This window comes from Helicobacter pylori (genome assembly GCF_014498195.1).
Lineage (GTDB): Bacteria > Campylobacterota > Campylobacteria > Campylobacterales > Helicobacteraceae > Helicobacter > Helicobacter pylori_DO.
In genome coordinates, this window is the sequence record NZ_JACTGH010000003.1 from 51,805 (window position 1) to 73,191 (window position 21,387).

At 38.5% G+C, this 21,387-nt stretch carries 23 protein-coding genes, 1 tRNA gene and 1 pseudogene; 8 read left to right on the forward strand and 17 right to left on the reverse strand.

The window, feature by feature from the left end; all coding sequences use genetic code 11:
- Together H7N67_RS02170 and H7N67_RS02175 are read left to right on the forward strand one after the other, a co-directional pair.
- Positions 1-695, forward strand: a pseudogene (locus H7N67_RS02170) (DUF3226 domain-containing protein).
- A 57-nt stretch (positions 696-752) separates the two neighbouring features.
- Positions 753-1,748 carry a HoxN/HupN/NixA family nickel/cobalt transporter gene (locus tag H7N67_RS02175; protein ID WP_000780448.1) on the forward strand — a complete coding sequence of 332 codons (996 nt, stop codon included), beginning with the start codon at positions 753-755 and terminating at the stop codon, positions 1,746-1,748.
- 3 nt (positions 1,749-1,751) lie between these two features.
- Here H7N67_RS02175 and H7N67_RS02180 read toward each other — a convergent pair whose 3' ends face one another.
- Positions 1,752-2,267 (reverse strand): flagellar FLiS export co-chaperone, encoded by a 516-nt coding sequence (locus H7N67_RS02180; RefSeq protein ID WP_187938897.1) that lies wholly within the window; start codon positions 2,265-2,267, stop codon positions 1,752-1,754.
- A gap of 132 nt (positions 2,268-2,399) precedes the next feature.
- Between H7N67_RS02180 and csd4 the strand changes: the two genes are divergently transcribed.
- Complete coding sequence (csd4, locus tag H7N67_RS02185; RefSeq protein ID WP_187938898.1) at positions 2,400-3,710, forward strand: DL-carboxypeptidase Csd4; 1,311 nt, start codon at positions 2,400-2,402, stop codon at positions 3,708-3,710.
- 643 nt (positions 3,711-4,353) lie between these two features.
- On the opposite strand, the gene copP is transcribed toward csd4, so the two are convergent.
- From copP to H7N67_RS02220, 7 genes are read right to left on the reverse strand one after another with little or no spacing between them, the layout of a single operon-like run.
- Entirely contained in the window at positions 4,354-4,554 is a 201-nt protein-coding gene (gene copP / locus H7N67_RS02190) for a copper-binding metallochaperone CopP (RefSeq protein ID WP_128027394.1), read from the reverse strand.
- Entirely contained in the window at positions 4,555-6,780 is a 2,226-nt protein-coding gene (gene copA / locus H7N67_RS02195) for a copper-translocating P-type ATPase CopA (RefSeq protein ID WP_187938899.1), read from the reverse strand.
- Positions 6,777-7,490, reverse strand: coding sequence for a CDP-diacylglycerol--serine O-phosphatidyltransferase (gene pssA, locus H7N67_RS02200; RefSeq protein WP_187938900.1), 714 nt, complete (start codon positions 7,488-7,490; stop codon positions 6,777-6,779). Before pssA ends, copA begins: the two co-directional genes overlap by 4 nt.
- Positions 7,480-7,740 carry a hypothetical protein gene (locus H7N67_RS02205; protein WP_187938901.1) on the reverse strand — a complete coding sequence of 87 codons (261 nt, stop codon included), beginning with the start codon at positions 7,738-7,740 and terminating at the stop codon, positions 7,480-7,482. The genes pssA and H7N67_RS02205 overlap by 11 nt, the downstream gene beginning before the upstream one ends.
- 2 nt (positions 7,741-7,742) lie before the next feature.
- The gene (gene ftsH, locus H7N67_RS02210) at positions 7,743-9,641 is read right to left on the reverse strand and encodes an ATP-dependent zinc metalloprotease FtsH (RefSeq protein WP_187938902.1); all 1,899 of its coding nucleotides are present in this window, start codon (positions 9,639-9,641) and stop codon (positions 7,743-7,745) included.
- Positions 9,642-9,649: 8 nt separating this feature from the next.
- Positions 9,650-10,627 (reverse strand): 50S ribosomal protein L11 methyltransferase, encoded by a 978-nt coding sequence (prmA, locus tag H7N67_RS02215; protein ID WP_187938955.1) that lies wholly within the window; start codon positions 10,625-10,627, stop codon positions 9,650-9,652.
- Between the two features lie 12 nt (positions 10,628-10,639).
- On the reverse strand, positions 10,640-11,014 hold the full coding sequence (locus H7N67_RS02220; RefSeq protein ID WP_000772151.1) for a chemotaxis response regulator CheY: 375 nt from the start codon (positions 11,012-11,014) through the stop codon (positions 10,640-10,642).
- 289 nt (positions 11,015-11,303) lie between these two features.
- Here H7N67_RS02220 and H7N67_RS02225 point away from each other — a divergent pair, with 289 nt between their 5' ends.
- Entirely contained in the window at positions 11,304-11,906 is a 603-nt protein-coding gene (locus H7N67_RS02225; RefSeq protein ID WP_000291619.1) for an outer membrane protein, read from the forward strand.
- Position 11,907: 1 nt separating this feature from the next.
- Here the strand turns inward: H7N67_RS02225 and H7N67_RS02230 are convergent.
- The 9 genes from H7N67_RS02230 to panB all read right to left on the reverse strand — a co-directional run bounded on the left by H7N67_RS02230 (position 11,908) and on the right by panB (position 17,369).
- A tRNA-Ser gene (locus H7N67_RS02230) sits at positions 11,908-11,995 on the reverse strand.
- Positions 11,996-12,037: 42 nt separating this feature from the next.
- Complete coding sequence (locus H7N67_RS02235) at positions 12,038-12,445, reverse strand: hypothetical protein (protein WP_000906049.1); 408 nt, start codon at positions 12,443-12,445, stop codon at positions 12,038-12,040.
- 2 nt (positions 12,446-12,447) lie between these two features.
- Positions 12,448-12,690, reverse strand: coding sequence for a PP0621 family protein (locus H7N67_RS02240; RefSeq protein WP_164499429.1), 243 nt, complete (start codon positions 12,688-12,690; stop codon positions 12,448-12,450).
- On the reverse strand, positions 12,684-13,220 hold the full coding sequence (gene rsmG, locus H7N67_RS02245) for a 16S rRNA (guanine(527)-N(7))-methyltransferase RsmG (RefSeq protein ID WP_187938903.1): 537 nt from the start codon (positions 13,218-13,220) through the stop codon (positions 12,684-12,686). Before rsmG ends, H7N67_RS02240 begins: the two co-directional genes overlap by 7 nt.
- The gene (queA, locus tag H7N67_RS02250) at positions 13,217-14,254 is read right to left on the reverse strand and encodes a tRNA preQ1(34) S-adenosylmethionine ribosyltransferase-isomerase QueA (RefSeq protein ID WP_187938904.1); all 1,038 of its coding nucleotides are present in this window, start codon (positions 14,252-14,254) and stop codon (positions 13,217-13,219) included. The genes rsmG and queA overlap by 4 nt, the downstream gene beginning before the upstream one ends.
- Positions 14,255-15,004: a twin-arginine translocase subunit TatC gene (gene tatC / locus H7N67_RS02255; RefSeq protein ID WP_187938905.1), complete on the reverse strand. Its 750-nt coding sequence runs from the start codon at positions 15,002-15,004 to the stop codon at positions 14,255-14,257.
- Entirely contained in the window at positions 14,997-15,479 is a 483-nt protein-coding gene (gene tatB / locus H7N67_RS02260) for a Sec-independent protein translocase protein TatB (protein WP_187938906.1), read from the reverse strand. Before tatB ends, tatC begins: the two co-directional genes overlap by 8 nt.
- 66 nt (positions 15,480-15,545) lie before the next feature.
- Positions 15,546-16,556 carry a Holliday junction branch migration DNA helicase RuvB gene (gene ruvB, locus H7N67_RS02265; protein ID WP_187938907.1) on the reverse strand — a complete coding sequence of 337 codons (1,011 nt, stop codon included), beginning with the start codon at positions 16,554-16,556 and terminating at the stop codon, positions 15,546-15,548.
- Positions 16,557-17,369, reverse strand: a complete 813-nt coding sequence (panB, locus tag H7N67_RS02270; protein WP_187938908.1) for a 3-methyl-2-oxobutanoate hydroxymethyltransferase — start codon at positions 17,367-17,369, stop codon at positions 16,557-16,559. It lies immediately after the preceding gene.
- A gap of 148 nt (positions 17,370-17,517) precedes the next feature.
- Here panB and H7N67_RS02275 point away from each other — a divergent pair, with 148 nt between their 5' ends.
- From H7N67_RS02275 to H7N67_RS02290, 4 genes are read left to right on the forward strand one after another with little or no spacing between them, the layout of a single operon-like run.
- Positions 17,518-18,240, forward strand: a complete 723-nt coding sequence (locus H7N67_RS02275; protein WP_187938909.1) for a hypothetical protein — start codon at positions 17,518-17,520, stop codon at positions 18,238-18,240.
- The gene (locus H7N67_RS02280) at positions 18,230-19,102 is read left to right on the forward strand and encodes an outer membrane beta-barrel protein (protein WP_187938910.1); all 873 of its coding nucleotides are present in this window, start codon (positions 18,230-18,232) and stop codon (positions 19,100-19,102) included. The genes H7N67_RS02275 and H7N67_RS02280 overlap by 11 nt, the downstream gene beginning before the upstream one ends.
- 8 nt (positions 19,103-19,110) lie before the next feature.
- On the forward strand, positions 19,111-20,055 hold the full coding sequence (locus H7N67_RS02285) for an outer membrane beta-barrel protein (protein ID WP_187938911.1): 945 nt from the start codon (positions 19,111-19,113) through the stop codon (positions 20,053-20,055).
- 9 nt (positions 20,056-20,064) lie between these two features.
- On the forward strand, positions 20,065-21,387 hold the full coding sequence (locus tag H7N67_RS02290; RefSeq protein ID WP_187938912.1) for a M23 family metallopeptidase: 1,323 nt from the start codon (positions 20,065-20,067) through the stop codon (positions 21,385-21,387).

Consider the following 21,387-nt stretch of genomic DNA (forward strand, 5'->3'; position numbering starts at 1 on the left):
ATGGCAGATAAAGAAATACTGATTTTTGTAGAAGGTTCAAGCGATAGATTCTTTTTAGAAATTTATCTGCTTTATTTGTATTTTCAAGAAAAATTTCCAATCAAAAACTTTAAAGTGCAAAATGTAGATGGAAAAGATAACCTATCTAAACGATTGCTTGAAATTGAAAAATACGATAAAACACTTATCATTTTTGATGCGGATAAAGACTATGAGAGTAATAAAAAAGAGATTTTAAAAATCGTATCAGAATCGAAACAAACTATTTCAGAAGAACAAATCTTTTTATTCCCCAACAATCAAGATGATGGTGATTTAGAAACCCTACTATTAGAAATTGCTAAACACAAAGAGTTTATAAATTGTTTTGAAGGATATTTGGATTGTATTAAAAAGACAGAACATTGCAAACCGATTAAAAACATCAGAAAAAATAAGTTGTATGCCTATTTAGAAGCGCTTGGATTAGAAAAATTTTTCCAATACACATGGGACACAGAGAAAAAGAATAATAAAAAAAGCTTATCATTGACGATAAAGATGGAGATGAGATTGAGATAAAAGATCAATATAAAGGAGATTATGAAGAACTAAAAAAAGTTCTTGATCTTAACTCAAAATCTCTCATTCCCCTTAAAAATTTTCTAGGGCAATTCGCAGAAAATAAACAAAAAACAAAACTTAAGATTTTCTAATTTAACAAAATATATTACAATTATTCAAAAAATATTATTTTTACAAAAAGGCGCGTTGTGAAATTGTGGTTTCCTTATTTTTTAGCGATTGTGTTCTTGCATGCATTGGGTTTAGCGTTACTTTTTATGGCTAATAATGCTTCGTTTTATGCGGCGGCGTCTATGGCTTACATGCTCGGGGCAAAGCATGCGTTTGATGCGGATCACATCGCTTGCATAGACAACACCATTAGAAAGCTCACCCAACAGGGCAAAAACGCCTATGGCGTGGGGTTTTACTTTTCTATGGGGCATTCAAGCGTGGTGATCTTAATGACTATTATCAGTGCGTTTGCGATCGCTTGGGCTAAAGAGCATACGCCGATGCTAGAAGAAATAGGGGGGGTAGTGGGGACTTTAGTTTCTGGGCTTTTCTTGCTCATTATAGGGCTATTGAATGCGATTATTTTAGTAGATCTATTAAAAATCTTCAAAAAATCGCATTCTAATGAAAGCCTAAGCCAGCAACAAAATGAAGAGATCGAGCGGCTCTTAACGAGTAGGGGCTTACTCAACCGCTTTTTTAAACCCTTGTTTAATTTTATCTCCAAGTCGTGGCATATTTATCCTATCGGTTTTCTTTTTGGGTTGGGTTTTGATACCGCTAGTGAAATCGCGCTTTTGGCCCTCTCTAGCAGTGCGATTAAAGTGAGTGTGGTGGGCATGCTCTCTTTACCCATTCTTTTTGCCGCTGGCATGAGTTTGTTTGACACTTTAGATGGGGCGTTCATGCTCAAGGCGTATGACTGGGCGTTCAAAACCCCTTTAAGAAAAATCTATTACAATATCTCTATCACGGCCTTAAGCGTGTTTATCGCGCTCTTTATCGGCTTGATTGAGCTTTTTCAAGTCGTTAGCGAGAAGCTCCACTTAAAATTTGAAAACCGCCTTTTAAACGCCTTACAAAGCCTAGAATTTACAGACTTGGGCTATTACTTGGTGGGCTTATTTGTAATAGCGTTTTTAGGCTCATTCTTTTTATGGAAAATCAAGTTTTCTAAACTAGAGGGCTGAATTTTAAGCCCTCAAATTATCGCTTAACAAATCTTTAAGGCTTTTTTTTGAAAAACTTGGCATAAAGGCTTTAGGGTTTGAAAGGCTTTCGCTCAAATAACCTAATAATTCCTTAATTTCGTTTAATTTTTCTTCCAAATAAGCTTGAAATTCGCCCGCATTTTCCAATAAATCCAACGGATTATCCACAATCATGGAAAAAACTTCATCATTGATTGCAATATTGAGCTGAGTGTCAAACAAAGGGGAGGCTAAAAACTGGCAATTTTCTACAATTTCTCGCAATTCCTGTTTAATGATAGAAGCTTGCAAAGCGTCTTTATCTTCTAAACCCATGCTCTTATTGAGAAGCTTTTTGCAAGCGATTTGCAAGACTTGTAACGCTCCAACGCTCTCGTTTATATTTTTCATGTCCCTACTGAATTTGGCGATTTGTTGGGATTTTTCTACCGCATTGGTTTTAAAATCGCTTGTTTCAACATCGCCCAAATGCTTTTGAAGAGTTTTTAAAATATCCATAAAAAACCTTTAAATAGAATTGATTATTCACAAGCATTTTTCGTTCCTTTTTATGAAAACTTTAAAAACACCCTTAAAAAGGTTTTTAGGTATAATTAGCGATCTTTTAGTTTCAAATAGGAGAGAGGTTGGATGAAAAAAATATGGCTTTTAGTGTGGGGCTTGTATTCGTTTTTGCATGCGATAGAAACGATAGAAAAAGTCCCTACAAATGCAAAGGATAAAGACAAAGCCCCCCATTTGTTGCTTTTAGCAGGGATTCAAGGCGATGAGCCTGGGGGGTTTAATGCGGCTAATTTGTTTTTAATGCACTATAGCGTTTTAAAAGGCTTGGTGGAAGTGGTTCCCGTATTGAATAAGCCTTCCATGTTAAGAAATCATAGGGGCTTGTATGGGGATATGAACCGCAAATTTGCCGCTTTAGACAAGAATGACCCTGAATACCCCACTATCCAAGAAATCAAATCCTTGATTGCAAAACCCAGCGTGGATGCCGTCTTGCACTTGCATGATGGCGGTGGGTATTATCGCCCTATTTATATTGATGCGACGCTCAATCCTAAGCGTTGGGGGAATTGCTTTATCATTGATCAAGATGAAGTTAAAGGGGCGAAATTCCCTAATTTGCTTGCTTTTGCAAACAATACGATTGAGAGCATCAACGCCCATTTATTGCACCCCATTGAGGAGTATCATTTAAAAAACACGCACACCGCACAAGGCGATACAGAAATGCAAAAAGCCCTAACTTTTTATGCGATCAACCAAAAAAAGAGCGCTTTTGCCAATGAAGCCAGCAAAGAACTCCCTTTGGCATCAAGGGTGTTTTATCATTTGCAAGCCATTGAAGGCTTACTCAATCAACTCAATATCCCTTTTAAGCGCGATTTTGAGCTTAACCCTAACAGCGTGCATGCCCTAATCAATGATAAAAGCTTATGGGCAAAAATCAGCTCTCTGCCTAAAATGCCCCTTTTTAACTTACGCTCTAAACTCAATCATTTCCCTTTACCTAATAACACTAAAATCCCACAAATCCCCATAGAGAGCAACGCTTACATTGTGGGGCTAGTCAAAAATAAACAAGAAGTGTTTTTAAAATACGGCAACAAACTCATGACACGATTATCACCCTTTTACATAGAGTTTGATCCTTCTTTAGAAGAAGTGAAAATGCAAATTGATAATAAGGATCAAATGGTTAAGATAGGGAGCGTGGTTGAAGTGAAAGAGAGTTTTTATATCCATGCTATGGATAATATCCGCGCGAATGTGATTGGTTTTAGCGTTTCTAATGAGAGTAAGCCTAATGAAGCGGGCTATACGATTAGATTTAAAGATTTTCAAAAACGCTTTTCACTGGACAAGCAAGAAAGGATCTATCGCATAGAATTTTATAAAAACAACGCATTTAGCGGGATGATTCTAGTGAAATTTGTGTAGGAATGGATAAATCTTACCAAAAGATCTCATAGCGTTTTAAGGCAACGCATGACATAACATGATAACCGCCAATAAAGGATAGTCATGCCAGACATTAGAAATCTTTATCTATCATTACTTGACTTAACGAAGAGGCTATGCAAAATAAGCAGAAGACTTTACGCCATGCGTTCATCTCATTCTTTTTTAGCAAGGGAACATTGTATTTTAGAAAGAATGCATGAGATAATCGCATGGATGGCTTAATACAGCGACTAGACAATGACTTAAAAGATGGTAACTCCCGTATTCGTGTCCCTATTGAATGCATACAGGGCTTATGCCTTGTTGGCAACATGAAACCTGACGAGCTATGCATGTTGTTTGTTAAAATCTGTGAACTTATTCGTTCGCAATGCAGAAGCAATCTGTCTCGTAATTCCCTTTTTTTTATTAGTGGTGTAATTAGCAGCTTGAACAGGCAGATTCGTTTGTATCAAAAATGGAAATGAGAAAAGGAAAACGCGATAATTTCTTTCTCTTATGGTTATGATAAATCACCATTGAAGGGCGTAAAAACACCCAAACAAAGTATTAAAAGACAACAACCCTTTTGAACGTTGCGGTCTTTAAACTACTACCTCTATATCACACCACTTCTATATCACACCACTTCTTGCCCCGCATCCAATAAAGCTTCTTTGATCAAATCCTGTGTTGCCGGATCGTCAAACTCTACAACCACGCTCTTTTTTTCCACGCTCGCATCAATAAAGCTCACGCCTTCAATTTCGCCCACAAATTTTTCAATTTTATCCACGCAATGGTTGCAAGTAATGCTTGGCACCTGAAAAGTAACTTTCATTCAATGATCCTTAATTTTAAAATTCCTTAGCCTTTGGGAGTTTAAAACCACACTCACAGAGCTTAAGCTCATCGCTAAACCCGCAATCGCCGGGCTTAACATGATATTAGCCTTATAAAGAACCCCACAAGCTAAAGGGATAGACACGCTATTATAACAAAAAGCCCAAAACAAATTTTCTTTGATATTTTTAATGGTCGCCTGGCTTAATTTAATCGCGCTATAAACCGATTTGATGTCGTTATTAAAGCTCACAATATCCGCTGCTTGCACGCTCACATCGCTCCCTTTAGCCATCACCACCGCCACATCGCTCATAGCAAGGCTAGGGGCGTCATTCAAGCCATCGCCCACCATCATCACGATCCGCCCTTTTTCCTTAAGCTCTTTGATCTTATTGAGCTTGTCTTGTGGTTTAGCGTTGCTGATATAACCATCTATCCCTAATTCAAGCGCGCATTTTTTGACATTTTCCCTATTGTCCCCACTCAAAAGAAAAGTGTTAATGCCTAAATTTTTGATTTGAGCGACATGCTCTTTCACGCCTTTTTTGGGCAAATCTTCTAAAACAAACGCCCCTAAAAGCTCGTCTTCTTTTTCATTAATCGCTCTACCCACAAACACTAAAATCCCGTTTTCTTGAATTTCTAGCGTGTTAATAGGGTTAAAAAATTCGCTGTTACCCACTTTGATGATTTCTTTAGCGCCTTGATAATCTACTTTAGCGCTGATGCCAAAGCCTGTTTTTATTTTAACTTCGCTAATATCTTTTAAGGGGGCGTCATGCTCTTTGGCGTATTCTACAATCCCCTTAGCAATGACATGTTCGCTGCTCTTTTCAATGCTGCTCGCTAAACTCAATAGCTCTAATAATTCTATGTTAGAATGGACGCTTTTAACGACAGGCTTGCCGTTAGTGAGCGTGCCGGTTTTATCAAAAACGATCGTATTGACTAGCCTTGCTTTTTCTAAACTTTTAGCGTCTTTAAAAAATAAGCCCAAAGAACTCGCTTTTTGGTTCGCCACTAAAATACTCATAGGCGTAGCCAACCCTAAAGCGCAAGGGCAAGAAATCACTAAAACCGATACAAACACTTCTAAAGCGGTGCCGAAATTCCACCAAAAATCAGGTTTAGGCGCGATGATGAGCCACACCACAAACGCTAAAACAGCGATAGCGATCACGCTTGGCACAAACACGCTTGAAACCTTATCCGCTAAGCGAGAAATCTCTGCCTTTGAGCTTTGAGCGTTATGGATCATTTCTATAATTTGAGACAAGGTGCTGTTTTTGTTATCTTGCGTGGCTTTCATTAAAAAACTCGTGTTGCTATTGAGCGTCCCTGAAAAGACTTTATCGCCGACTTTTTTATAAACCGGCAACGCTTCACCGCTTAACATGCTCTCATCTAATTCCCCTTCGCCCTCTATGATTTCACCATCCACCGCAATCGCGCTTCCAGGGAGGACTTTTAGAATATCCCCCACCACAATGCTATCCACTAAAACTTCAATCTGTTGGTTATTTTGCATTTTAAGGGCGGTTTTTGGGGCGTTTTTCATCAAGGCTTGCATAGCGTCTAAGGCTTTGTCTTTAGAAACGTTTTCAATGCGTTTGCCCACCATCACAAACGTTAAAATCACGCACACGCTTTCAAAATAATAATGCCCATAAGACCACTGATTCGTATAAACGAAATACAATTGCCACAGGCTTGAAGCTAAAGCAGCGCTTGTGCCTATGGCGATAAGGCTACTCATGTTAGGCTGTCTGTGCCATAAGGCTTTAAACCCTTGAATGTAAAAATCCCTCCCCCAATGCATGACAATGAGCGTGCCTATAAGCTGTAAGCAAGCGTTTAAAAAATTACTATGGTTGTTAATCGTAAGCAAGCGTTCAGGTAAAAAGCTAGGAATAAGCATCGCCCCCATAGAAAGATACACCACAAAAAGCGTGAAAATAACCGCCAACGCTAATTTAACATTAGGGCTAAAAAATTCTTTTTTTTCTTTTGTGAGGGTTTTTTTAGGGCTGTAGCCCAATTTTTCAATGAGTTTAAAAATTTCGTCTAAATTGGTTTCGTTTTCGTTAAATTCAATGTTAGCGCTCTTATTTAAAAGGCTCACTTCTATTTTTTTCACAAAACTTTTACGCCCTAAAGAGCGTTCAATCCCACTAGAACACGCCGTGCAAGTCATTCCTTCTATGTAAAAAGATTCTTTCATGCGCTTTTATTTTTATTAAAAATAATTTTTACCATTAAAAAGATCCACCGAATGATGCCATAAATCAAATACAACCCCATAAACACGCTTAAAGCCTCTAAAGGGTGCACAAACACTAACGATAAAAAAATCAACACTAAGATGAAAAGCTTGAGATTCCACTTGACTTTTTTAAAATTAGGGTAGCGGATATTGCTCACCATAAGCACCCCTAATAAGACAATAAAGCCTAAAAATAACTTTTCGGTATTGCCTTCTAAGAAATGGTATTTATTATCTAATAACACACAAAGCACCACCAATACCGCCGCCGCAGGAATAGGGATACCGATGAAAGAATAGGGATCGCTTGTGTTGGTGCTGATATTGAATCGCGCTAATCGTATCGCTCCAAAAATCACAAACAACGCGCTCACCGCCATGCCTATACGCCCAAAATTATACCCCACATAAAAGTAAGTAATAAGGCTTGGGGCGACTCCAAAAGCGACCACATCAGCTAAAGAGTCAAATTCAATACCAAATTTGCTGGTGGTGTTGGTAAGCCTTGCGACACGCCCATCAAGCCCGTCTAAAATAAGGCTCGCTACCACTAACCAACACGCCATGACAAATTGATAACTGGAAGCGTAAAAAATACTCATCATGCCTAAAAAAATACTGCTAGCGGTGAAAAGATTGGGGAAAAGATAGAGAGGGTTAATAGGCATTAGAGATTCTTTTTAACTTGGCTTGGTGTTTTAGAGTAGGAATAAAAACGATTTTAAAATCCATTATGGGAATAAAAATCTTACAAGCGTTAAAAAACTTACAAGAAAAGAGCGTTAGAGCAAACGCTTTATAACGCTGTTGATAAGTGCGGGTTTTTAGAAAACAAAATTTAAAAAAAAGCTTTAAACAAACAGAATGTTTATCATAAGGCTTTAAACCCTTATCAAAAATCTGTTTGCAATCTCGCACTTTTAACTCGCTTGCTCTTCTAAAGGGATCAAACGGCTTTCTAAATTGTTGGCGGTTTCGTATTCGCTGATGATTTCACGCACCCTTTCGCCTGTAATGACTTCTTTGTCAAACAATTCTTTGACCATGATTTCAATCGCCTCTCTATAGTCGCTTAAGGTTTGTTTGACATGCTCATAGCGCTCTTCTAGCAGGTTTTTAATGAAAAGATCCATTTCTTCTGCGGTTTTTTCGCTAAATTCCCTACTGCTCCCATAACCGCCCCCTAAAAAGGCGTTCCGTTGCTTTTCTAACACCATAAGCCCGCTGACACTGCTCATGCCATAATAACTCACCATGCCTTTAATAATATCAGTCGCTCTTTCTAAATCGTTGCTCGCACCGGTAGAAATTTCTTCCAAAAAGACCTCTTCAGCCGCCCTCCCGCCTAAAAGCACATCAATTTCAGCGATGAGTTCATGCTTTTGCATCAAGTATTTGTTTTCTTCAGGCGTGTTAAGGGTGTAGCCTAAAGCCGCCATGCCCCTTGGAATGATAGAGACTTTATTCACCCTAGCACTCCCTTTAGTCATTTCAGAAATCACGGCATGCCCGCTTTCATGGTAGGCGACGATTTTCTTTTCTTTAGGACTGATACGCCTACTTTTCTTTTCTAACCCAGCAATCCCTCTTTCAACCGCTTCTTTTAAATGCTGTTGCCTGACTTCTTTTTGGTTGTTTCTTCCTGCTAAAAGCGCGGCTTCATTGATGATATTCGCTAAATCCGCTCCCGCAAGCCCTGCAGTGAGTTTGGCGACTTCTTGCAAATTCACATCATTAGCGAGTTTCACGCCTTTAATATGCACTTTTAAGATTTCTACTCTGCCATTAAAATCAGGCTTATCCACTAAAACCTGCCTGTCAAAGCGCCCTGGACGCATTAACGCCGGATCTAAGATTTCGGGGCGGTTCGTTGCGGCTAAGACAATCACAGGCGCGTTTTCGCTCCCAAAGCCATCCATTTCGGCTAAGAGCTGGTTTAAGGTTTGCTCTCTTTCATCGTTCCCGCTCACCACGCCTCCAGCCGCTCGGCTTTTACCTATGGCATCAATTTCATCAATAAAAATGATGCTAGGGGCTTGTTTTTTAGCGGTTTCAAATAAATCCCTAACCCTGCTTGCCCCTAAGCCCACAAACATTTCAATGAAACTGCTCCCTCCCATAGAGAAAAACGGCACATGCGCTTCGCCGGCTACCGCTTTTGCTAAAAGGGTTTTACCGGTTCCTGGAGGCCCCACTAATAACACGCCTTTAGGGATTTTAGCCCCTAAATTGGCGTATCGTTCAGGGTATTTTAAGAAATCTACGATTTCTACCACTTCTTCTTTGGCTTCTTCATTGCCTGCCATGTCATTAAAACGCACATTGGGTTTTTCAGCGTTAATGAGTTTTTTCGCACTCCCCATGCCAAAAATACCCCCACCCATATTTTTTTGCATGCGGTTTGCCATAAACATCCATAGCCCTAAAATCACTAAAATAGGCATGAGCCACCCTAACATGTCCGTAAAAAAGTTAGACTCGCTAAAACCAGAATAATTGATTTTCTTCTCGTCTAACAAAGGCACTAAGGTCAAATCAGGCACTCGTTTAGCGATATAGATCACACGATTGTTGCCCTCTTTGTGGCTGGCTTTGATCAAAGTTTGACCGATACTCACATTTTCCACTTCATTATTGCTGATGAGCTGTTTGATTTCATGGTAGCTCACATTTTTAGTGCTAGAAGCTAAGAAATTGTCCGAAAAACTGCCATCAGAATTGAAAGAGCACAGAAAAAAAATGAGTAAAATCCCTCCAAGAACCGCAAGGATAATGGGACTTTGAAAAAAAGGTTTTTTAGGTTCGTTCGTTGGTTTCATTATAATCCTTAATTTATTGATTGTTTTTTAAGCAATTTTAGAGCGACCCATTCGTTACGCTGTCGCTGTTCTAAAACCTCAAATCCATTATAATAGATCTGTAAAACAGAGTTTAAATGGGTTTCTAAAATCCCTGATAAAATAAGAGTGTGGTTACAAAGCCGCACAAATTCACTATACAAACTCTTAATCACATCAGCGACAATGTTCGCCACAATGATATCAAAACGCCCTTTAATTTTTTGCGTAGAGCCATAAATGATTTTATCTTGCGCTAATAGGGTGATTTGATTCAAGCTAAAATTTTTTAGGGTTTCTTCAATGGCTAAACTATCCGTATCGCAAGCTACTAAAGCGCTAACGCCTTGTTTTTTTAAAGCGATGCTTAAAATCCCGCTCCCACAGCCCACATCTAAAGCGTTTTTGCGTTTTAAATCAAGATCAGAGAGCAGTTCCAAACACATAGAAGTGCTTTCATGATGGCCTGATCCAAAGGCCAAAGCCGGATCAATCATTATGCTATCATCTGTAGCGACATGGCTTGGTTTTTGATGCCAACTAGGGTGTATGTAAAATTTGGCGCATTGCACCGGCAAAATAGCTTGTTTGTAGGCTTCTAGCCAGTCTTTTGAAGCCAGATTGCGTGAAAGATAGAAAAAATCAAACTCACTTTGCAGGTTTTGTTTTAAATTCAAACAAAACGCTTCTAACGCCGGAAAAAGCGAATCGCTCAAATTTTTTTCAGAGCGTAAAATAACGAAATTTTTGAGATATGGGGGTTTTTCTTTTAAATCTTCCTTTAGGGGGTCATGAGTGGTGAAATAACGCCAACTGGATTGGCTTACAAATTCAATGGTTTCTTCATCGTCAAACGCTTTTAAATTGTCTAAGCTTGATTCTTCTAAGGCTAGATGTGTGGTGTCTAAAAGAAAGCTCTCAAAAAGCTCTCGCTCCTTAGGGAAGATAAAGAAAAACTCATAATACATTGATTCTAACACTCAATCGTTCGTCCCTAAAACAACCTCTAATTTTTCTTTCAAAACTTGGGGGGTAAAAGGTTTCACAATGTAGTTATTCACGCCCGCTTTTAAAGCCGTAATGACCTCAGCTTTACCGCCCTCTGTGGTGATCATAATGATAGGGATTTCTTTAAAACGGCTATCAGAGCGTACCTTTTTAACAAGATCCAAGCCGTTCATTTCAGGCATGTTCCAATCTGTAATAAGCACCTTAGTGTCCGCATTAGCGTCTAGTTTCTCCCAAGCTTCCACCCCATGCTCAGCTTCTAAAACATCTTCATAGCCTAAGCGTGAAAGTGTATTTTTAATAATTCTTCTCATAGTTGAGCTATCATCTACTACTAGTAGTTTCAAAGTGCTTCTCCTTTTAAGATTGCATTTAAATTAGGCTCTTTTTAAACAGCCAAAGCGTCTCTAACGCCTTATAATAATAAATCATTCCAAATAATAGCATGTTTTGATTAAAATTACCTTGACCGACAATAATCATTGGCTAAATGGAGCGTTTAATGAGCGTTCTCATTTGTAAAAAAATTCAGTTTGTTTGCTATCATAATAGTTTAAAAGTAATAAAATAACTTTTGAGTGCGATAAAGGGTCATTGGATGGTTTGAAAAAAGAAAGACAAGGATTTCACAAGTAAGTGTATTATTTAAGAATTTTAATACTGGGTATAAGTTTTTTAAATATTTTAAATGCTGAAAATTTGAGTTACATGTCTTCTTCTTATCAAATAGGCACGGTGTTTATGCGCCCTTTAAACACTAACAAGCTTTTACAAGGGGCTTCAATCCTTCAAGGCTATGAAGTGAATCCTAAAAACGATTGGGCTTATTCTAGGTATTATTTCTTTATAGATTATGGCAATGTGCTTTTTAATAATGACTCTACTTTGCAAGCGAACATGTTCACTTATGGGGTGGGAGGGGATTTTATGGTCGCTTACGCTAAAAACCCTATCAACCGCTGGGCTTTTTTCTTTGGCTTGCAACTGGCCGCCAACACATGGATACTCAACAATAAAGTCAAAGATTTGGTGGTGAACACTTGGGATTCGTTAAAAGATTTCAATTTTCACAACACTTATTTCAGGGCTATTGGGAAATTTGGGGTGCAGTTTCGCACGATCGTTTTGTATCATAAGGTGGATGTGGAAATTGGCATGAAAATCTTTCTAACCCCTGAAAGGCACAGCTTGTTTGAAAGGAGCTTTTTGTTTTTTATTTCGCATTCGTGGCATTTTTAAATGGCGGAGAGAGAGGGATTCGAACCCTCGAAGGCTTGCACCTTACACGCGTTCCAGGCGTGCTCCTTCAACCACTCGGACATCTCCCCTTAAAAAGGGACTATTATAACTAAGATTTGTTTAAAAAGGGCTTATTTTAAAAGGAGTGAATCTTTAGAAATCACGCCATCTATTTGATTTTTAGCGCAAATTTCCCACGACTCTGTATCGTTTAAATCCATAAAAAACAAGATTTTGCTATCTAACAAGTAATTCGTGGCGTGTTGTTGGGCGAGTATGGCTTGCTTAATATCCTTAAAAATGCAATAGAGCGGTTTGAAAGCGTTGAATAAAAAAAAGGCGTCCGTTTCTATCTTGTGCGATAAAAAGATCACGCTAAAATTGACGCCATTTTCACAGCAATACTTAGCTAATTCCAAATTTTTTGGGTGCGCTTCAAAACACACTATATCGTTATTGGTGCTAGAATGAATAGCATCGGTGTTTTTAATGAAAACAAAACGAGCGCTAGGGATTAAAGGGTGTCCTAAAATAAGCATATTTACCCCTTATTATTCAAACAGGTTTCACTGCAATAGGCTACCGCTCCGCTATAAATAGCGTCTTTGCTAGAGACATAGGTTTGGCATTTAGAGCATACAATCATGTGATCTTCTAATTCTTTGGGGGTTTGTTGCGTGTAAGAGTGGTTGTCTCTGTGGTCGTTTTTGTGGGGTTTTTGCCTCAAAAACAAACGCCATAAAACCCACACAATAATGAGTAGGGGGATTAAAATTCTTAACATAAACTTTCCTTTGATTTGTAAAAATAAACTCGTTTTTGATGCACAAAGCATTCAGTGTCTTTACAAGCGATTTCATCTTTTAACTGCTCGCCTTTGTAGAATAAAAAATGCCCCTTATCTTTTAGGAAACATCGGCTTTTTTCTATCAAAAAAGAAGAGCTAGCGACCGCTCTAGAAGTGATTAAATCCACTTGTAAAAGATTTTGATAATCTTCTAAACGCTTTTTAATGATTTCAATGTTTTTTAAAGGCAAAACGCTTTTAAGGTAGTTTAAAAAAGCCGCTCTTTTTATTCTTGGCTCTAAAAGAATGAATTGCGCTTCAGGTTTTTCAAGGGCTAAAGGGATAGCAGGAAGTCCCGCCCCGCTCCCAATATCCAAGCAGCTTTTAAAATCTTTGATAAATTCTAAGGGCTTTAGAGCGTCTGTGATCTGGGGTTCTAACTCGCTTAAATTCCTCGCGCCGCTCAAGTTGTGCGTTTGATTCCATTCTAAAAGGATGTGCGCATAATCTTGCAATAAGGGGTTCATAAAATCAGCATCCCATCGCCATAAGAATAAAAACGATACTTCTTTTCTATGGCTATTTTGTAGATTTCTTTGGTTTTTTCTAATCCTATCATGGCACTCACAAGCATTAAAAGGCTAGATTTGGGCAAATGGAAATTAGTGAGCAAGTAATTAGCATGCTGGATCGGATTAGCAAGATGCAAGAATATATCGCATTCAAACGATTCTTGATTAGGGTTTTTTAAACGCTTAAAGTATTCCACGCTCCTTAAAGCGGTCGTGCCGATGCATAAAATCTCTTGGGATTCTTGCAAAATTTCTTGGCTCTTTTTAGGAATATGCAAAACTTCTGTATGGATTTGATGCTCTCTAATGTCCTTAGTTTCTACGCTAAGAAAAGTCCCAGCTCCCACATGCAAGGTCAAAAAAGCGTGCTTGAAATCTTTCAATAATTTTTCTAAGGTATTTTGAGAAAAATGCAATGACGCCGTAGGGGCAGCCACCGCGCCGATGTGTTTAGCGAACACGCTTTGGTATTCATGCGCATCCAAACTCTCATCCGCTCTTTTAATATAAGGAGGTAAGGGCATATGTCCGTATTGCTCTAAAAGCTTTAAGATATTTTCTTGATTTAAGGGGGTTTGATTGTCATAAAAAGCGATCAAGCGCTGGCCGTTATGAAGCAATTCCAAGACTTCAGCGTGATAATTTGCATCAAAAAAGATCTTGTCCCCCGCTTTGATCTTACCCTTGATTTGAGTTAAAGCGGTATTGTCTTTAAAAAAGCGGTGGAAAAACACTTCGGTCGTTTTTGATGGCAAAAAGGCATGCTTAGATCCAAAAAGCCTGGCCTTCATCACTTTGGTGTCGTTCAACACCACAAGGGCGTTTTTAGGGAAAAAATCTAAAACATGCTCAAAAGTGGTGTGCGTGATTGTTTGCGAACGCCTTTCATAGACAAGTAATTTAGCCTTTTCTTTGGGCAAAACGGGGTAGTTTGCGATCAATTCCTTAGGTAAATAATAATCATAGCTTTCTAAATCAAATTCTTTCAACTACGACTCGCTCTTTGTATGCTCTTTGGTGTTATTTTCGTTGTTATTTTCATTATCTTTAGGAGCCGGATTGACCATTTTGGCGATTAAAATAGAAAGCCCATAAAGCCCCACTAAAGGCAACGCCATAAAGATTTGACTCACCACATCAGGAGGAGTGATAATGGCTGCTACAATAAAAATCACTACAATAGCGTATTTGAAATACGCTTTCAAACTCGCATCGGTGATCAAGCCCACTTTGGCTAAAAAATACGCCAAAACAGGCAATTCAAACGCCACGCCAAAGCCTAAAATCAAGCGTGTGAAAAAGCTCACGTAACTAGACGCAGAAATATTGGCCGCAAACACATCGCTCCCAAAAGTGGCTAAGTATTCAATAATGAAAGGAAACACCACATAATAAGAAAACGCCACCCCAATCAAAAACATGCCGCTCCCAAAAAACACAAAAGGCAAAATCACTTTTTTTTCATTCTTATAAAGCCCTGGAGCGATAAAGAGCCACAATTGCCAAAAAATAATGGGCATGGAAATGACGATAGCGGCTGAAAAACTGATTTTGACCGCTACCATGACCCCTTCAATAGGGGAGAGTTGAATGAGCGTGCCTTTATAAGAATTTTTAACAAATTCAAAAATATTTTTCCAAAAATGAAAACACCCCAAAAACGCCACTAAAATCGTTCCTACAGAAACCATCAAACGCTTTCTTAATTCCTGTAAATGCGGTTTTAAATCTTCAAACATGCTCTTTTTCTTTGTCGTGTTCTTTGGCGTTGTTATCAGTTGCTAATTGGACTTCTTTAGGAGATTCATCGCTTGAAACCTTTTCATTTAAAGCTTCTTCATTGGAAACTTCTTTATTGGAGTGGTTAGGGAGCGTGTTGGTTTCTAAGCTGCGTTTATAATCTTGCATCAAATCCTGAATGCTTTTAATCTCATTTTCTGCAGTTACTTTAGCGTCTTCTAATTCTTCAATCTTAACGCCCTTAAGACTCTCTACTTTGTTTTCAAAGAGTTTTTGATACTCTAGGGTTTCTTTTTTGATTTCTTCAATATTGATTTCTTTATCTAAAGTGTCCTTAGCGTCATTGAGCGTTTTTTTAACCGTGCGAAAAAACTTCACCATATCCACGACAGCTTGGGGGAATTTTTCTGGCCCTAAAAAGATAATCGCCACAATCAACACCACAAGGATTTCAAAAAAGCCCATGCCAAACATAATAATCTACTTTCACACCCTTTAAATTTTATCGTTATTGTAGTGTAATTTTCTTTCTAAACAAGATTAAAATAAAGTTTGGGGGTTTAAAGTGGGGATTTTTAAAAGCGCGTGGGTTTTAGGCGTGGCGATTCTGCCTTTAGCGGTGCGCTCTAAATAACCATTAGCGAGTAAAAAAGGCTCAATCACGTCTTCAATCGTGCCTTCATCTTCCCTCATAGACGCTGCAATCGTGTTCAAACCCACCGGCTTTCCTTGAGCGTTAGCTAACAAAGATAAATACGTCAAATCCGCTTCATCAAAGCCCAATTCATTCACGCCCAATTCATTCAAAGCATGCAAAGTGATGTTTAAATCCATCAAGCTTGAATTTTTGACTAGCGCAAAATCGCGCACCCTTTTTAAAAGCCTTAAAGCGATCCTTGGCGTGCCTCTACTCCTTTTAGCGATTTCATCAGCGCTTTCTTCTTTGATGTCTTGGTTGAGTTTAGCAGCGGCTTTTTTGATGATGAGAGCTAGTTCACTAGGGCTATAAAATTGCATCCTAAAACTCATGCCAAATCTGTCTCTTAAGGGGTTAGAGAGCATTCCGGCTCTGGTGGTAGCACCGATGAGGGTGAAAGGGGGTAAATCAATTTTAATGGTTTGAGCCGCTGGGCCTGAGCCTATGATAATATCCAGTCTAAAATCTTCCATCGCCGGGTATAAAACCTCTTCAATCGCTGGGCTGAGCCGGTGGATTTCATCAATAAAAAGAATGTCTTTAGCTTGCAAATTCGTCAAAATGGCGGCTAAATCACCGCTTTTTTCTATCATGGGAGCGGCGGTGATTTTGATATTGGTTTCCATTTCTTTAGCGATGATATGGCTGATTGAAGTTTTACCCAAACCGGGCGGGCCAAAAAAGAGCATGTGATCCAAACTTTCTTGGCGTTTTTTAGCCGCGCAAATAGAAATTTGCAAATTGCTTTTAATCTTTTCTTGACCGATAAAATCTTCCCAAAGACTAGGGCGCAAACTCACTTCTTGAGAAGTTTCAAAATCCAAGGTTTCTAAATTGACTATCCGTTCTTTCATTTAATGATAACTTTCTAATTCGTTAGGGAAGTTTCCCTTTTTCACATCATCAGCGTATTGCTTGATAGCGTTTTGAACCAATTCTTTCCCCTTAAGGTATTCTCGCACGAATTTAGGCTTAAAGCTATCAAAAAAGCCTAACATATCGCTCCACACTAAAATCTGCCCGTCGCAATCTTTGCCACTCCCTATGCCGATCGTGGGGATTTTGATTTTTTGCGTGATTGTTTGGGCGATAGGGGTGGTTATACCCTCTAAAACCAACAAACCCACCCCAGCTTCTTCTAAACTCAAGGCGTCTTCTAAAAGCTTTTTTTGTTGCTCTTCATTTTTGCCCTTAATCTTATAGCCTCCATCAAGACGCACGAATTGAGGCATCAAGCCAATATGCCCTACCACAATAACACCCTCATTAGTGAGCGTTTTAACCAGCCTCGCTTTTTCTTTCCCCCCCTCTAATTTGATCGCGCTCGCTTGGGTTTCTTTATAAATCCTAATGGCGTTTTTTAGGGCTGTTTTTTCATCTTTATAGCTTCCAAAGGGCATGTCTGTGATGATAAAAGGAGTCTTAGCGCCCGCGCACACGGCTTTAGTGTGATAGAGCATCATTTTTACACTCGCGCTTAAAGTGTCGTTTTGATTGAAAAAACTCATATTCAAACTATCGCCCACTAAAATCACATCCACTAGCGGATCAAATATTTGAGCGAACAGCGCATCATAAGCGGTAATAGCGATGATTTTTTCGTGATTTTTTTTAGCTTGGAGGTGGTTGAGAGTGGTTTTTTTAATTGGGGCGGTTTGCATGCTCATTAAAAATCCTAAGTGTTAAATATAGTGGCATTGTAGCATGACTTTATTGGGGTGGGTAAAAATTTTACTCCATTTTAACCGGTCATTTTAATTATTTTAGTATAATTGAGAGAAACTTTTAACAAACAATTCAAGGGATTTGGCGATTTTGGGTCTTAAAAAATATGCTATTTTATGGTCTTTAATGGGGTTTTATGCAGGATTGAACGCGCTTGATTATGACACCCTAGACCCGAAATATTACAAATATATCAAGTATTATAAAGCTTATGAAGATAAAGAAGTTGAAGAATTGATCAGAGACTTAAAAAGGGCGAACGCTAAAAGCGGGCTTATTTTAGGGATCAATACCGGGTTTTTTTACAATCATGAAATCATGGTTAGAACCAATAGTTCCAGCATCACGGGGAATATTTTAAATTATTTGTTCGCTTATGGCTTGCGTTTTGGCTATCAAACTTTCAGGCCGTCGTTTTTTGCGCGCTTGGTCAAGCCAAATATCATTGGCAGGCGCATCTATATCCAATATTATGGAGGGGCTCCTAAGAAAGCGGGCTTTGGGAGCGTAGGGTTTCAATCGGTTATGCTGAATGGGGATTTTTTATTGGATTTTCCTTTGCCTTTTGTGGGGAAATACCTTTATATGGGGGGTTATATGGGTTTAGGTTTGGGGGTTGTGGCGCATGGGGTGAATTACACGGCGGAATGGGGGATGTCTTTTAACGCAGGATTGGCTCTAACGGTATTAGAAAAAAACCGCATTGAATTTGGGTTTAAAATTTTGAATAATTTCCCTTTTTTGCAATCTAATTCTTCAAAAGAGACTTGGTGGGGAGCTATAGCAAGCATTGGGTATCAATATGTGTTCTAAAAAAATAAGAAATCTCATTTTATGCTTTGGTTTTATGTTAGGCTTGAGCGCTGAAGAAAATACGGCTCAAGAGAATACGACTGAAGAAAACATGATTAAAGAAAATACCTCTAAAGACGCTCCCATTCTTTTGGAAGAAAAACGCGCCCAAACGCTAGAGCTTAATGAAGAAAAAAAAGAAGTTGCAAAGAGCGTTGATGAAAAAAGCCTGCTTGAAGAAATCCATAAGAAAAAACGCCAGCTTTACATGCTTAAAGGGGAATTGCATGAAAAGAATGAATCTCTCTTATTCCAGCAAATGGCTAAAAATAAGAGCGGTTTTTTTATAGGCGTAATCCTTGGCGATATAGGGGTTAGCGCTCATCCTAACGCCCGATCTTATGAGAGCTTTGAGTCTTTAAATAATATTCAGGCTTCTCCTTTGTTGTATGGCTTAAGGAGCGGGTATCAAAAGTATTTTGCTAACGGGATTAGCGCCTTACGCTTTTATGGGGAGTATTCAGGGGGGGCGATGAAAGGGTTTAAAAGCGATTCTTTAGCCTCTTATCAAACCGCAAGCTTGAATATTGATCTATTGATGGATAAGCCTATTGACAAAGAAAAAAGGTTTGCGTTAGGGATATTTGGAGGCGTTGGAGTGGGGTGGAATGGGATGTATCAAAATTTAAAAGAGATTAAAGGGTATTCACAGCCTAACGCTTTTGGATTAGTGCTAAATTTAGGGGTGAGCATGACGCTTAACCTCAAACACCGCTTTGAATTAGCCTTAAAAATGCCTCCCTTAAAAGAAACTTCGCAAACTTTTTTATATTATTTTAAAAGCACTAATATTTATTATATTAGTTACAACTATTTATTGTAAAGGCTAAAATGTTGAAATTTAAATATGGTTTGATTTATATCGCGCTCATTATAGGACTTCAAGCGACAGATTATGGCAATTTAGAAGAAGAAAACCAACAATTAGATGAAAAAATAAACCATTTAAAGCAACAGCTCACCGAAAAAGGGGTTTCGCCCAAAGAGATGGATAAGGATAAGTTTGAAGAAGAATACATCAATCGATCTTATCCTAAAATTTCCTCCAAGAAAAAAGAGAAATTACTCAAATCTTTTTCCATAGCCGATGATAAGAGCGGGGTTTTTTTAGGGGGTGGGTATGCTTATGGGGGATTTAATCTTTCTTATCAAGGGGAGATGCTAGACAGATATGGTGCGAATGCCCCTAGCGCGTTTAAAAACAATATTAAGATTAACGCTCCTGTTTCTATGATTAGCGCTAAATTCGGGTATCAAAAATACTTTGTGCCTTATTTTGGGACACGATTTTATGGGGATTTATTGCTTGGGGGAGGGGTGTTAAAAGAGGATGCAAGCGAGCAATCTGTAGGCTCGTTTATTTATGTTTTAGGGGCTGTTAATACCGATTTATTGTTTGATATGCCTTTAGATTTTAAAACTAAAAAGCATTTTTTAGGCGTTTATGCGGGTTTTGGGATAGGGCTTATGCTCTATCAAGACAAGCCTAATCAAAACGGGAGGAATTTGGTAGTGGGGGGCTATTCAAGCCCTAATTTTTTATGGAAATCTTTGATTGAAGTGGATTACACTTTTAATATGGGCGTGAGTTTAACGCTTTACAGGAAACACCGCTTAGAGATTGGCACCAAATTACCGATTAGCTATTTGAGAATGGGAGTGGAAGAGGGAGCGCTCTATCAAAATAAAGAAGATGATGAACGATTGTTGATTTCAGCTAACAACCAGTTCAAGCGATCCAGTTTTTTATTAGTGAATTATGCGTTCATTTTTTAAGGCTTGATCTTGGAGTTAAGGTTTAAAATTTTAGCGTTAGTCGTTTTGATTTTAGGGGGTTATTTGATTTTTAACGCTTTAATCACAAAACCCAGAGCTTTAAGTTTTAGTTTGAATAGCAAAGAGGATGCACTCAATAACAATGATGAAGCGCTTTTTTGGGATCTAAAAAAACCCATTAAGATTAAAATAGCAGCCCCAAAGGGCATCAAACGCTATGAGATAAAAGTAACCACAAAAGACAATTTGATCTTATATAAAAAAGAAAGTCTGGTATTGGATAAACCCAAGTCTTTAGAAGTGCCTTTAATTAGGCCTGAAATCATGGGGTTAGAAGACAAGTGCCTTTTGTATGAAATTCAAGCTAATGATTGGAGCTATGCTAATTTTTTCAATGGCAATAAAGCGTCTTTCAAACAAAAAGTGTGTGTTGATACGATAAAACCTTCCATTAAAGTTTTATCTCGTTCCCCAAGCATCGCTTATGGAGGGAGCGCGGTAGTTGTCTTTGAAGCTTTGGATAAGAATTTGTCTCAAGCGTTTGTGCGCGTCAAAAAAAAGGATTTTAAAGCTTTCAGGCTTTTAGAATTCAAACAGCGTAACATTTTTATCGCTCTAGTGCCTTGGTCTTATAAAAATAAGGATTTTAAGGCGTTCATTGTCGCTAAAGATAAAGCCTATAACTCTAATACCACCCCTTTATTACTCAAGCGAAAAACCCATCATGTGAGGGAAAAAGATATAGACTTAAGCGCCTTAAAAGATAAGATTGTAAAGCAAGAAAAATTTCAAAATCACACTGAGCAAACTTTATTAGAAATGTTTTCCAACGCGCGCTTAAAAGATTTAGAAAAAATCCAAAAAATCGCTTTAGAGCAAGGGGATTTTGGTAAGGATTTTTCCCATTTTCAAGCGCTAAAACCCTTGAACGGATCTTTTAAAATGATAAGCAATTTTTTAGAAAATCGGCGTCTCTTAAAGGACAATCAGGTGTTGTTTAAATTCTTGCATTTAGGGGTGGATTTGATGCCCAGTAAGGATTTATCTTTAGCGTTTGATCCATTGGTGGAGAGGGTTTTTAAGGGGGAGTTGGATTTTTATGGTAATAGTTTAATCAATTGCTATGGGTTGGGTTTGTGCGTTTTTTTAGCGCATTTAAAAGATGATGAAAGCGTGGGGAGTAGTGGTTTGAAATTAGGGAGCGGGTTGCATTTAGGGATGCTTTTGCAAGGGGTTTTTGTCCGGCCCAATGAATGGCTTAATGAGCAATGGATAAAAACCAATATCATTGCCCCCATAGAGCAAGCCAAACGGCTTTTAATGAAAGGATAG